The sequence below is a fragment of the Burkholderia alba genome (assembly GCF_034721475.1).
Classification (GTDB): Bacteria; Pseudomonadota; Gammaproteobacteria; order Burkholderiales; family Burkholderiaceae; genus Burkholderia; species Burkholderia alba.
This window is the reverse complement of record NZ_JAWJWL010000017.1, coordinates 136025-148517: the sequence shown is the minus strand read 5'-3', so window position 1 is coordinate 148517 and position 12493 is coordinate 136025. Positions and strand designations below refer to the sequence as shown.

Genomic DNA, 12493 nt, shown 5'->3' with positions numbered 1-12493 from the left:
ATGAGCGGGATCGATCCGAAACGTTTCGGCAAGGTGGCGGTGTTGTTGGGCGGCGAATCCGCCGAGCGGGCGGTATCGCTGACTTCCGGCCGGCTGGTGCTGCAGGGCCTGCGCGACGCGGGCATCGATGCGCATCCGTTCGATCCGTCGGAGCGGCCGCTGTCGGCGCTCAAGGACGAAGGCTTCGTCCGGGCGTTCAACGCGCTGCACGGCGGCTACGGCGAGAACGGTCAGATTCAGGGCGCGCTCGACTTCTACGGCATTCGCTATACGGGCAGCGGCGTGCTGGGCTCGGCGCTCGGGCTCGACAAGTTCCGCACCAAGCTGGTCTGGCAGCAGACGGGCGTGCCGACGCCGCCGTTCGAAACGGTGCTGCGCGGCGATGTCTATGACGCGCGCGCGCAGGAGATCGTCGCGAATCTCGGCTTGCCGCTGTTCGTGAAACCGGCGAGCGAAGGGTCGAGCGTCGCGGTGCTGAAGGTGAAAAGCGCCGCTGCGTTGCCGGCCGCACTGGAAGAAGCGGCGCGGCACGACACAATCGTGGTTGTCGAGAAGAGCATCGAGGGCGGCGGCGAGTACACCGCCTGCATCGCGGGGGATCTCGATTTGCCGGTGATCAAGATCGTGCCGGCGGGCGAGTTCTACGACTATCACGCGAAGTATGTCGCCGACGACACGCAATACCTGATTCCGTGCGGGCTGGGCGCCGCGCGGGAGGCGGAACTGAAGCAGCTCGCGCGCCGCGCGTTCGACGTGCTCGGCTGTACCGATTGGGGCCGCGCGGATTTCATGCTCGACGCGGCGGGCGACGCGTATTTCCTCGAGGTGAATACCGCGCCGGGGATGACCGATCACTCGCTGCCGCCGAAAGCGGCGCGCGCGGTCGGCATCAGCTATTCGGAGCTGGTGGTGAAAGTGCTGTCGCTCACGCTTAACGACTGACGCAGAATCGGATTTGAGTCATGTGGAATAACGTTCGCCAACTGAATCTTGCCGCCAGCGCGCTGTACGCGCTGCTGCTGCTCGTGTTGGCGGCGGCGGGGTGCTACTGGCTGATCCAGCGGCCGTCCTTCGCGTTGCACGCGATCCAGATCGACGGAGATACCGAGCACATCAACGCGCCGACGGTGCGTGCGGGCGTGGTGGGCCGGCTGAAGGGCAATTTCTTCACGGTCGATCTCGATGCCGCGCGCGTCGCGTTCGAGCAGATGCCTTGGGTGCGCCATGCGAGCGTGCGGCGGGTCTGGCCGAATGCGCTTGCTGTCACGCTCGAGGAGTACAAACCGCTCGGGACCTGGGGCAGCGATCAGCTCGTCAGCACCGACGGCGAGCTGTTTACCGCCAACCAGGGCGAACTGGACGAGGAATTGCCCGTATTCGACGGTCCGGAAGGCAGTGCGAAGGACGTGGTCGCGCGGTATCGCGATTTCACGAAATGGTTTGCGCCGCTCAAGGCGACGCCGGAGGAAGTGACGCTGTCGCCGCGCTATGCGTGGACGGTCAAGCTGTCGAACGGCATGCAGGTCGAGCTCGGGAAGGAACGCAACAGCGAAACGCTGTTCGATCGCTCCCAGCGTCTCGTCGCCGCATGGCCGGCCGTCACGCAGCGCTGGGGCAGCGACATCGAATACGCGGACCTGCGCTACCCGAACGGGTTCGCGATCCGCGCGGCGGGCATGCGCTTCCTGAGCGAACCCGACAAGGGCAAGAAGTAACAGGACATCACACGCAAGAGCACTTTATGAGCAAAGACTACAAAGATCTGCTGGTTGCCCTCGACATTGGCACGTCGAAGGTAGTGGCCGTCGTCGCCGAACTGAAAGGCGAGGGTCACTATGAGGTGATCGGCCTCGGCCAGAGCGAGTCGAAGGGTCTGAAGAAAGGCGTGGTGGTGAACATCGAGGCCACCGTGCAGTCGATCCAGCGCGCGCTCGAGGAAGCCGAGCTGATGGCCGACTGCAAGATCACCAACGTCTTCACGGGGATCGCCGGCAGCCACATCCGCAGCTTCAATTCGAGCGGGATGGTCGCGATCAAGGAAAAGGAAGTGACGCAGACGGACGTCGCGCGCGTGATCGAGACCGCCAAGGCGATCAACATCCCGACCGACCAGCAGGTGCTGCACATCCTCACGCAGGAATTCATCATCGACGGGCAGGAAGATGTCCGCGAGCCGATCGGCATGAGCGGCATCCGCCTCGAGGTGAAGGTGCACATCGTGACGGGCGCGGTGAGCGCCGCGCAGAACATCGTCAAGTGCGTGCGCCGCTGCGGGCTGGAAGTGAACGACCTGATCCTGCAGCCGCTCGCGTCGTCGCTCGCGGTGCTGACGGAGGACGAGAAGGATCTCGGCGTGGTGCTCGTCGACATCGGCGGCGGCACGACCGACATCGCGATCTTCGCGGAAGGCGCGATCCGCCACACGGCGGTGATCCCGATCGCGGGCGATCAGATCACGAGCGACATCGCGATGGCGCTGCGCACGCCGACGCCGGATGCGGAAGACATCAAGGTCGGCTACGGGATCGCGAAGCAGGCGCTCGCCGATCCGGACGAAATGGTCGAGGTGCCGGGGCTCGGCGAGCGCGGTCCGCGCACGCTGTCGCGCCAGGCCCTTGCGGCGGTGATCGAGCCGCGCGTCGAGGAGCTGTTCTCGCTCGTGCAGCAGGTGGTGCGCGAGTCCGGTTACGAAGAGTTACTGAGTTCCGGTGTCGTGCTGACGGGCGGCGCTGCGATGATGCCGGGGATGGTCGAACTCGGCGAAGACATTTTCTTGAAACCGGTGCGCATCGGTGCGCCGGAATACGCGGGCGGCTTGTCCGACGTCGTGCGCAATCCGCGCTATTCGACGGCGATGGGCCTGCTCGTGGAAGGAAGCGCTCAGCGGATGCGCGGCCGCAAGGTGGCGGTGCAGTCCGGTTCGGCGGGCCAGATCTTCACGCGGATGAAGGACTGGTTCCTGAGCAACTTCTGAACGAATTCGACATTCGCGCCGGTGCCGGCGGCCGGCGCGCGACAGGGGGTTGCCCGATCTCCTGCCGGATAACGGCCGAGTAGCAGCTTTTTTTCTTGACGGAGGCAACAATGGAATTCGAAATGCTGGAAACCGAAACCAATGGTACGGTCATCAAGGTGATCGGCGTTGGCGGCGCTGGCGGCAACGCCGTGCAGCACATGATCAACCGCGGCGTGCAAGGCGTCGATTTCATCGTGATGAACACGGATGCGCAGGCGCTGTCGCGCTCGCGCGCACCGTCCGTGATTCAGCTCGGCGGGACGGGGCTCGGCGCCGGCGCGAAGCCGGAGATGGGCCGTTCGGCGGCGGAAGAGGCGCGCGAGCGCATCGCCGACTCGCTGCGCGGTGCCCACATGGTGTTCATCACCGCGGGCATGGGTGGCGGCACGGGGACGGGCGCGGCACCGGTGGTCGCGCAGATCGCCAAGGAGATGGGCATTCTGACCGTCGGCGTCGTCAGCAAGCCGTTCGAGTTCGAAGGCGGCAAGCGGATGCGCGTGGCGGAAGCCGGCTCGCAGCAACTGGAGGATCACGTCGACTCGCTGATCGTCGTTCTGAACGACAAGCTGTTCGAGGTGATGGGCGATGATGCCGAGATGGACAAGTGCTTCCAGTGCGCTGACGATGTGCTCAACAACGCCGTGGCCGGGATCGCCGAAATCATCAACGTCGACGGCCTCGTGAACGTCGACTTCGAGGACGTGAAGACGGTGATGGGCGAGCAGGGCAAGGCGATGATGGGCACGGCTACGGTGGCCGGCGTCGATCGCGCGCGTCTCGCGGCGGAACAGGCCGTGGCGAGCCCGCTCCTCGAAGGCGTCGATCTGTCGGGTGCGCGCGGCGTGCTGGTCAACATCACGTCGAGCCGCTCGCTGCGCCTGTCGGAAACGCGTGAGGTGATGAACACCATCAAGAGCTACGCGGCCGACGACGCGACGGTGATCTTCGGCGCGGTGTACGACGACGCGATGGGCGATGCGCTGCGCGTGACGGTGGTGGCGACGGGTCTCGGCCGTGCTGCGAAGAAGCAGCAATCGGCACCGATGACGCTGCTGCGCACGGGTACCGACAATCAGCCGATCAGCGCCGTGTCGCACAGCTACGCACCGGCACACGTCAGCGCGGCCGATTACGGCGCGCTCGACACGCCGGCCGTGTGGCGCAATTCGCGCGAAACGGCTGCGTCGCACGTGCAGGCGCTGCAGGAAAAGGGCGTCGACACGTACGACATCCCGGCCTTCCTGCGCAAGCAGGCGGACTGACGCACGGGCAGGCCGTGCCGCGGTAGTCGCGGCAGGCCGACGTGACGGATGAAGCGACCCATGACAGGCCGCGTCGCACGCGACGCCGGGCCGGGCATCGTGCCCTCTTCGCTGACGCGAGGCGGGTGGGGAGCGTGTCGTCTGTCGCGGACCGATCAACGCATTGCCATGAAGGACCAGGCATGATTCAAGTGGGCGATACGCTGCCCGATGCGCAACTCTTCGAGTTCATCGACGAGGCGCGCGCGGGCTGCACGCTGGGGCCGAATGCCCAAAGCGTGCGCGAGCAGACGGCGGGCCGGCGCGTGGTGATCTTCGGATTACCGGGCGCCTTCACGCCGACCTGTTCGGCGCAGCATGTGCCGGGCTACCTCGAGCACGCCGACGCATTGCGCGCGGCGGGCGTCGACGAAATCTGGTGCGTTGCCGTCAATGACGCATTCGTGATGGGCGCTTGGGGACGCGATCTGCACACCGCGGGCAAGGTGCGCATGATGGCGGACGGCAGCGCGGCTTTCACTCATGCACTGGGACTTACGCAGGACTTGTCGGCGCGCGGCATGGGGATTCGCTCCCTGCGCTACGCGATGGTGGTCGACAACGGCGTGGTCAAGACGCTTGCGGTCGAAGCGCCGGGCAAGTTCGAAGTCAGCGATGCGGCCAGCGTGCTGGCGGGTTTGAAGCGCTGAAAAAGGCGTGCGGCGTTGCTTGAGGGCAACGGCGCGCGAACCTGACAGGGCTGTTTTATTACGGGCCGATGACCGGAAACGCCTCCGTTCCGGGCATTGGCCCGTCCCGCATCCGCCGGAGTAACGTGTCGAAACAGTTTGATACGTCGAATCAGGCAACGCGGAATAGGGAATTACGCTATACTCTCGTCTATCGAATAAAAGTCCTGATTGAAATTATCAATCAAGAAGAAGATCACCATGTTGAAGCAGCGCACCATCAAATCGATCGTCAAGACCGTCGGCATCGGGGTTCACTCCGGCCGCAAGGTCGAGCTGACGCTCCGTCCCGCCGCACCCGGCACGGGCATCGTGTTTTCCCGCGTCGACCTGCCGACTCCCGTGGACATCCCGGCGTCGACGATGTCGATCGGGGACACGCGGCTCGCGTCGGTGCTGCAGAAGGACGGCGTGCGCGTATCGACGATCGAGCATCTGATGTCCGCATGCGCGGGCCTCGGTGTCGACAACCTCTATGTCGACGTGACGGCCGAAGAGATCCCGATCATGGACGGCAGCGCGGCGACGTTCGTGTTTCTGATCCAGTCGGCGGGCATCGAAGAGCAGAACGCGGCGAAGCGGTTCATCAAGATCAAGAAGCCGGTCGAGATTCGCGATGGCGACAAGTTTGCCCGTCTCGACCCGTATTTCGGCTTCAAGCTCAAGTTCACGATCGATTTCCGCCATCCGGCCGTCGACAAGACGGGGCAGGCGCTTGAAGTCGATTTCGCGAACACGTCGTACGTGCGCGAGATTGCGCGTGCGCGCACCTTCGGCTTCGCGCACGAGGCCGAGATGCTGCGCGAGATGGGCCTCGCGCGCGGCGGCAGCATGGACAACGCGATCGTGCTCGACGAGTACCGGATCCTCAACAACGACGGTCTGCGCTACGACGACGAATTCGTGAAGCACAAGATCCTCGATGCGATCGGCGATCTGTATGTGATCGGTCACCCGCTGCTCGCGTCGTACACCGCGTACAAGTCGGGTCACGGTCTGAACAACGCGCTGCTGCGCGAACTGCTCAAGAACGAGGATGCCTACGAGATCGTGTCGTTCGACGATCCGAAGACGGCTCCGCGCGGTTTCGGTTTCGATGCGCAGACGGCTTTCGCCTGATCCGCACAGCGCCGGGCCCCAAAAAAGCGACCATTCGGTCGCTTTTTTTATTTCCGGCCGTTGCCTCGAGGGCGCCGCGCCGGTTTCACCGAGGAGGTTTCGCGTGGCGGGCCGCCATCCGTGCGAGCGCGATCTGCAGCGGTGACGGCTCGAGCATATCCGCCAGCTGGCGCAGCGCGTCAGCGCCGGTCGGCGACATCCGCGCTTCCTTGATGCGCGGCGGTTCGGGCGCCGGCTGCGGACGCACTCTGACTTTCAGCGCGGCAACCGGCCAGCCGCGTGCCTGCAGCTCCGACAGGAGCCTCGGCTCGACTTGACGCAGCCGCGCCGCGAGCGCGTTGTGCGCGGCAAACAGCGTCAGCACACCTTCCTTGATGAAGCCCGGCTCGACATTGTTGGCCAGATAATCGGGGAGCAATCCGCCCAGATCCCGCCGCAGTGCCGTGACCTGCTCGACGCCGGCTCGCAGCGCAGCATAGGCGTCGGTGCGGTTCAACACGTCGGCCACGGCTTGCGGTCGCGACAGGCCACGTGGGAAGTGCCGGGAAGATCGGTTCATGAACGGGGACGGCGGCACGGGTGCTGCGCATGACGGAAGATGCGCCGATTGTACCGCGCCGCGCCGCCGCCGAAGGCATCCGGCGCGGCTTGCGCGGGCCCGCCGGCGGCCCGTTGCGCGGTGTCGGCCGAGGACACCGGTGTGCGCGGGTCCGCGTGCTAAAATTCGTCGTTTGAATTCACTTATACGCTAAGCCGCCGAGGCTCGGCGCGCCGGGGAGGGTGTCACGTACTCCGGGGCCGTTGCAGCGACGCATACCCGATCCGATGACAACCGGTTTTCTCCAGAAAATTTTTGGCAGCCGCAACCAGCGGCTCGTCAAGCAATACCAAAAGACCGTCGCTGCGATCAATGCGCTCGAAACGCAGATCGAGCAGTTGACGGACGACCAGTTGCGCGGCAAGACAGGGGAATTTCGTCAGCGTGTCGCGGGCGGTGAATCGCTCGACAAGCTGCTGCCCGAAGCGTTTGCCGTGTGCCGCGAAGCGAGCCGCCGCGTGCTGAAGATGCGCCACTTCGACGTGCAGCTGATCGGCGGCATGGTGCTGCACTACGGCAAGATCGCGGAAATGCGCACCGGCGAGGGCAAGACGCTCGTCGCGACGCTCGCGGCCTACCTGAACGCGCTGTCCGGGCGCGGCGTGCACGTCGTGACGGTGAACGACTACCTCGCGCAGCGCGACGCCGAGTGGATGGGACGTCTCTACAACTTCCTCGGGCTGTCGGTCGGCATCAACCTGTCGCAGATGGAGCACGACCAGAAGCAGCAGGCGTACGCGGCCGACATCACCTACGGCACGAACAACGAATTCGGTTTCGACTACCTGCGCGACAACATGGTCTACGAGACCGACGCGCGGGTGCAGCGGCCGCTCAACTTCGCGATCGTCGACGAGGTCGACTCGATCCTGATCGACGAGGCGCGCACGCCGCTGATCATCTCCGGTCAGGCCGAGGACCACACCGAACTGTACGTGCGGATGAACGCGCTGCCGCCGCTGCTCGAGCGTCAGATCGGCGAGGAGAAGGCGGACGGCACGGGCGTCGAGAAGCCGGGCGACTACACGCTCGACGAAAAGGCGCGCCAGGTGTTCCTGACGGAATCGGGCCACGAGAAGGCCGAGCGCCTGCTCGCCGAATGGGGCCTGATCGGCGAAGGCGAGAGCCTGTACGCGCCGCAGAACATCACGCTGATGCACCACGTGTATGCCGCGCTGCGCGCCCACACGCTGTTCTATCGCGACCAGCATTACGTCGTGCAGAACGGCGAGGTCGTGATCGTCGACGAATTCACGGGCCGCCTGATGTCCGGCCGCCGCTGGTCGGACGGCCTGCACCAGGCGGTCGAGGCGAAAGAACACGCGAAGATCCAGAGCGAAAACCAGACGCTCGCGTCGATCACGTTCCAGAACTACTTCCGGATGTATACGAAGCTGTCCGGCATGACCGGCACGGCCGATACGGAAGCGTTCGAATTCAACGAGATCTACGGTCTGGAAACGGTTGTGATTCCGACCAATCGTCCGCCGAAGCGGATCGACAAGCAGGATCAGATCTACAAGACCGCGAAGGAACGCTACGACGCGGTGATCCGCGACATCCGCGAGTGCTACGAGCGCGGCCAGCCGGTACTGGTCGGCACGACGTCGATCGAGAATTCCGAGCTGCTGTCGCACCTGCTCAAGCAGGCCGGGCTGCCGCACGAAGTGCTGAATGCAAAGCAGCACGAACGTGAAGCGGCGATCGTCGCCGAAGCGGGCCGGCCGCAGCGCATCACGATCGCCACCAACATGGCGGGCCGCGGCACCGACATCGTGCTCGGCGGCAACGCCGAGAAGCAGGCGAGCTTCATCGAAGCCGACGACGCGATTCCGGCGGACGAGAAAACGCGCCGGGTTCAGCAGTTGCACGACGAATGGCAGGCGCTGCACGACCAGGTGAAGGCGGCTGGCGGTCTGCACATCATCGGCACCGAGCGGCACGAGTCGCGTCGGATCGACAACCAGCTGCGCGGCCGCGCGGGTCGCCAGGGCGATCCGGGCTCGTCGCGCTTCTACCTGTCGCTGGAAGATCCGCTGCTGCGCATTTTCGCGGGCGACCGTGTGCGCGCGATCATGGATCGGCTGAAGATGCCGGAAGGCGAGGCGATCGAGGCGGGCATCGTGACCCGCTCGATCGAATCGGCGCAGCGCAAGGTCGAAGCGCGCAACTTCGACATTCGCAAGCAGTTGCTCGAATACGACGACGTGTCGAACGACCAGCGCAAGGTGATCTACCAGCAGCGCAACGAGTTGCTCGAGGCGAACGACATCGCGGAGACCATCGGCGCGATGCGTCACGGCGTGATCACCGAACTGGTGCGCCAGTACGTACCGGCGGGCAGCATCGAGGAACAATGGGATCTGCCGGAACTCGAGGAAGCGCTGCGCAACGACTGGCAGCTCGACCTCGCGATCCAGGAAATGGTGAACGAGTCGTCGTCGATCAGCGCAGACGAAATCCTCGACGCCGTCGTGACGGCCGCCGACGAGCATTACGACGCGAAGGTTGCGCTGGTGGGCCGCGAGTCGTTCAGCGCGTTCGAACGTTCGATCATGCTGCAGACGCTCGACCGGCTGTGGCGCGAGCACCTCGCCGCGCTCGATCACCTGCGCCAGGGCATCCACCTGCGCGGCTATGCGCAGAAGAATCCGAAGCAGGAATACAAGCGCGAGGCATTCGAGCTGTTCGCCGCGATGCTCGAGGCGGTGAAGCAGGAAGTCACGCGCGTCGTGATGAACGTGCAGATCCAGTCGCCGGAGCAACTGGAGGACGTGGCGGAGCAGATCGAAGAGCAGGGCGGGCATCTCGTCGACAACGTCGAATTCCGTCATGCCGACTTCACCGAAGTGGGCGCCGCGGCGGTCGCGGGCGGTGTGGCGGTGGCGGATGCCACGGCCGAGATGGTCGGCGACGCGATGAGCCACGGCGGTCCCGGCGGCGAAGTGCCGAAGGTGGGTCGCAACGATCCGTGCCCATGCGGGAGCGGCAAGAAGTACAAGCACTGCCACGGCAAGCTGTCGTGATCGAAGGCGGCGTGCGATGAGCGCGCCGCGTCGTTTGTGCGCAAGATAATGTGATGTCTGATGCGGCGGTCCGCGTGCCCGTGGCCGCCGGTTCGTTCAATCAATCGATGCCGGCTGGGGCCGGCATTTTCCTTCCGGCAGGTGCTTCACATGGCTGTCAATTTTCCCTCGATCGATCCCGCCCAACTGCATCCCGTCGCCGGCGTCACGCTGGGTTGGGCAGAGGCGCATATCCGCAAACCCAACCGCAAGGACGTGCTGGTCGTGTCCGTCGAGGACGGCGCGACGGTGGCGGGCGTCTTCACCGAAAATCGCTTTTGCGCCGCGCCGGTAACGGTGTGCCGCGAGCATCTGGCGAAGGTGCGTGACGGCGGCGCGGGCATCCGCGCGCTCGTGATCAATACCGGGAACGCCAATGCGGGCACCGGCGAGCCGGGCCTCGCGCATGCCCGCGAGACCTGCGTCGAGCTGGCCCGTCTGGCCGGGATCCGGCCGGAGCAGGTCCTGCCGTTCTCGACCGGGGTGATTCTCGAGCCGCTGCCGGTCGAGCGCCTGAAGGCCGGCCTGCCGTCCGCGCTCTCGAATCGTGCGGCCGCGCACTGGTACGAAGCCGCGCAATCGATCATGACCACGGATACGCTGCCGAAGGCGACCTCGCGGCAGGTGACGATCGACGGCCACACGATCACGCTGACGGGCATCAGCAAGGGCGCCGGCATGATCAAGCCGAACATGGCGACGATGCTCGGCTTTCTCGCATTCGACGCGGCGGTCGCCCAGCCCGTGCTCGACACCCTCGTGAAGGAAGTGGCCGACCGCTCGTTCAACTGCATCACGATCGACGGCGATACGTCGACGAACGACTCGTTCATCCTGATCGCGTCCGGCCAGGCGAGCCTGCCCGCGATCACGTCGACCGACTCGCCCGCCTACGCGGCACTGCGTGCGGCGGTAACGGATGTCGCACAATCCCTGTCGCAGTTGATCGTGCGTGACGGCGAAGGCGCGACCAAGTTCATCACCGTGCAGGTCGAGGGCGGCAAGACCGTCGCCGAATGCCGTCAGATCGCCTACGCGATCGGCCACTCGCCGCTGGTGAAGACGGCGTTCTACGCGTCGGATCCCAACCTCGGCCGGATTCTCGCGGCCATCGGCTACGCGGGCGTAACGGATCTCGATGTCGACAAGCTCGATCTCTACCTGGACGACGTGCTCGTCGCGAAGGCGGGCGGGCGCAATCCGGCCTACCAGGAAGAAGACGGCCAGCGTGTGATGAAGCAGAGCGAGATCACGATCCGCGTGCTGCTGGGCCGCGGCGACGCGCAGGCCACCGTCTGGACCTGCGATCTGTCGCACGATTACGTCAGCATCAACGCGGACTATCGTTCGTAAGCGCTGCGAGGTCGAAAGCATGGATAAGCTCGAACAATTCCTCACCCGCGCGGACGCGTTGCTCGGACGGCTCGAGGCGATGTTGCCGCCGCCGCCCGCGGCGGTCGACTGGGCGGCAGCCCACGCGTTTCGCTGGCGCAAGCGCCAGGGGCGCGGCTATCTGCAGCCGGTGTCCGCCGTGTCGACCATCTCGCTCGGCGATCTGCAGAACATCGATCGTCAGAAGGGTCTGATCGAACAGAACACGCGTCAGTTCGTGCAGAAGAAGCCGGCGAACAATGTATTGCTGACGGGCGCCCGCGGCACCGGCAAGTCGTCGCTGATCAAGGCGTGCCTCAATGCGTATGCGAAGGACGGGTTGCGCCTGATCGAGGTCGACAAGGACGATCTTCACGATCTCGGCGACATCGTCGACCTGATCTCGCAGCGCCCGGAGCGTTTCATCGTGTTCTGCGACGACCTGTCGTTCGAGGAGGGCGAGTCGGGCTACAAGGCGCTCAAGGTCGCGCTCGACGGCTCGGTGGCCGCGCAGTCCGACAACGTGATCATCTATGCGACGTCGAACCGCCGCCATCTGCTCCCCGAGTACATGAGCGACAACGAGACGTACAAGCATCTGCCCGACGGCGAGATCCATCCGGGCGAGGTGGTCGAGGAGAAGATTTCGCTGTCCGAGCGCTTCGGCCTCTGGGTGAGCTTCTATCCGTTCAAGCAGGACGATTACCTGGCGATCGTCGGCCACTGGCTCCGGCATTTCGGCTGCGACGACGCCGAAATCGAAGCGGCGCGCGGCGATGCGCTCGTCTGGGCGCTGGAGCGCGGTTCGCGTTCGGGCCGGGTGGCCTGGCAGTTCGCCCGCGACCGGTCGGGCAAAAAGGAGAACGCATGAGCGCGGATGTATCGAACGGAACCCCGGCGGCGGGGCGGAAGGTGACGGAAGTCGCGGTCGGTGTGCTGGTGCAGCCGGACGGCCGTTATCTGCTCGCACAGCGGCTCAAGGGAAAACCGTACGAAGGCTATTGGGAATTCCCGGGCGGCAAGCTGGAGGCGGGCGAGAGCGTCGAGGCCGCGCTCGCGCGCGAGCTGCACGAGGAACTGGGCATCGTCGTGACCGACAGCCATCGGTGGCATACGCTCGAGCACGATTATCCGCACGCGTATGTGCGGCTCTATTTCTGCAAGGTGACGGGCTGGACGGGCGAGCCGCATAGCCGCGAGGGGCAGGCGTTCGTCTGGCAGCACCTGCCGGTCGACGTCGCGCCGTTGCTGCCGGCGGCCCTGCCGGTGCTCGAGCTGCTCGCGCGGGACGAAGCGCAGCAGTAACGTACTTCACACTCCGCCGTGCAACGCGG

General features: G+C 65.2%; 11 protein-coding genes. 10 read left to right on the top strand and 1 reads right to left on the bottom strand.

What is annotated here, in order from left to right; genetic code table 11:
- From RZR99_RS20255 to lpxC, 6 genes are all read left to right on the top strand, one after another.
- Positions 1-942, top strand: a complete 942-nt coding sequence (locus RZR99_RS20255; protein ID WP_323121555.1) for a D-alanine--D-alanine ligase — start codon at positions 1-3, stop codon at positions 940-942.
- A 20-nt stretch (positions 943-962) separates the two neighbouring features.
- A complete protein-coding gene (locus RZR99_RS20250) occupies positions 963-1715 on the top strand; it encodes a cell division protein FtsQ/DivIB (RefSeq protein ID WP_323121554.1) in 753 nt (250 codons plus the stop codon).
- Positions 1716-1741: 26 nt separating this feature from the next.
- Complete coding sequence (ftsA, locus tag RZR99_RS20245; protein WP_323121553.1) at positions 1742-2974, top strand: cell division protein FtsA; 1233 nt, start codon at positions 1742-1744, stop codon at positions 2972-2974.
- Positions 2975-3084: 110 nt separating this feature from the next.
- A complete protein-coding gene (gene ftsZ / locus RZR99_RS20240; protein WP_323121552.1) occupies positions 3085-4278 on the top strand; it encodes a cell division protein FtsZ in 1194 nt (397 codons plus the stop codon).
- Between the two features lie 182 nt (positions 4279-4460).
- On the top strand, positions 4461-4967 hold the full coding sequence (locus tag RZR99_RS20235; protein ID WP_323121551.1) for a peroxiredoxin: 507 nt from the start codon (positions 4461-4463) through the stop codon (positions 4965-4967).
- A gap of 240 nt (positions 4968-5207) precedes the next feature.
- Complete coding sequence (gene lpxC / locus RZR99_RS20230; RefSeq protein ID WP_323121550.1) at positions 5208-6125, top strand: UDP-3-O-acyl-N-acetylglucosamine deacetylase; 918 nt, start codon at positions 5208-5210, stop codon at positions 6123-6125.
- An 85-nt stretch (positions 6126-6210) separates the two neighbouring features.
- Here lpxC and RZR99_RS20225 read toward each other — a convergent pair whose 3' ends face one another.
- The gene (locus RZR99_RS20225) at positions 6211-6684 is read right to left on the bottom strand and encodes a DciA family protein (RefSeq protein ID WP_323121549.1); all 474 of its coding nucleotides are present in this window, start codon (positions 6682-6684) and stop codon (positions 6211-6213) included.
- A 266-nt stretch (positions 6685-6950) separates the two neighbouring features.
- Between RZR99_RS20225 and secA the strand changes: the two genes are divergently transcribed.
- The 4 genes from secA to RZR99_RS20205 all read left to right on the top strand — a co-directional run bounded on the left by secA (position 6951) and on the right by RZR99_RS20205 (position 12464).
- Positions 6951-9749, top strand: a complete 2799-nt coding sequence (secA, locus tag RZR99_RS20220) for a preprotein translocase subunit SecA (RefSeq protein ID WP_323121548.1) — start codon at positions 6951-6953, stop codon at positions 9747-9749.
- Positions 9750-9899: 150 nt separating this feature from the next.
- Positions 9900-11141 (top strand): bifunctional glutamate N-acetyltransferase/amino-acid acetyltransferase ArgJ, encoded by a 1242-nt coding sequence (gene argJ / locus RZR99_RS20215; protein WP_323121547.1) that lies wholly within the window; start codon positions 9900-9902, stop codon positions 11139-11141.
- 19 nt (positions 11142-11160) lie between these two features.
- Positions 11161-12030, top strand: coding sequence for an ATP-binding protein (locus RZR99_RS20210; RefSeq protein WP_323121546.1), 870 nt, complete (start codon positions 11161-11163; stop codon positions 12028-12030).
- Positions 12027-12464 carry an NUDIX domain-containing protein gene (locus tag RZR99_RS20205; protein ID WP_323121545.1) on the top strand — a complete coding sequence of 146 codons (438 nt, stop codon included), beginning with the start codon at positions 12027-12029 and terminating at the stop codon, positions 12462-12464. Before RZR99_RS20210 ends, RZR99_RS20205 begins: the two co-directional genes overlap by 4 nt.
- The last annotated feature ends 29 nt before the right edge of the window (positions 12465-12493 follow it).

Excerpts from the sequence above, each read along its gene's own strand:
- ftsZ (WP_323121552.1), top strand. The coding sequence starts at position 3,085 with ATGGAATTCGAAATGCTGGAAACCGAAACCAATGGTACGGTCATCAAG.
- RZR99_RS20235 (WP_323121551.1), top strand. The coding sequence starts at position 4,461 with ATGATTCAAGTGGGCGATACGCTGCCCGATGCGCAACTCTTCGAGTTC.
- argJ (WP_323121547.1), top strand. The coding sequence starts at position 9,900 with ATGGCTGTCAATTTTCCCTCGATCGATCCCGCCCAACTGCATCCCGTC.
- RZR99_RS20225 (WP_323121549.1), bottom strand. The coding sequence starts at position 6,684 with ATGAACCGATCTTCCCGGCACTTCCCACGTGGCCTGTCGCGACCGCAA.
- RZR99_RS20210 (WP_323121546.1), top strand. The coding sequence starts at position 11,161 with ATGGATAAGCTCGAACAATTCCTCACCCGCGCGGACGCGTTGCTCGGA.
- secA (WP_323121548.1), top strand. The coding sequence starts at position 6,951 with ATGACAACCGGTTTTCTCCAGAAAATTTTTGGCAGCCGCAACCAGCGG.
- ftsA (WP_323121553.1), top strand. The coding sequence starts at position 1,742 with ATGAGCAAAGACTACAAAGATCTGCTGGTTGCCCTCGACATTGGCACG.
- RZR99_RS20250 (WP_323121554.1), top strand. The coding sequence starts at position 963 with ATGTGGAATAACGTTCGCCAACTGAATCTTGCCGCCAGCGCGCTGTAC.
- lpxC (WP_323121550.1), top strand. The coding sequence starts at position 5,208 with ATGTTGAAGCAGCGCACCATCAAATCGATCGTCAAGACCGTCGGCATC.
- RZR99_RS20205 (WP_323121545.1), top strand. The coding sequence starts at position 12,027 with ATGAGCGCGGATGTATCGAACGGAACCCCGGCGGCGGGGCGGAAGGTG.
- RZR99_RS20255 (WP_323121555.1), top strand. The coding sequence starts at position 1 with ATGAGCGGGATCGATCCGAAACGTTTCGGCAAGGTGGCGGTGTTGTTG.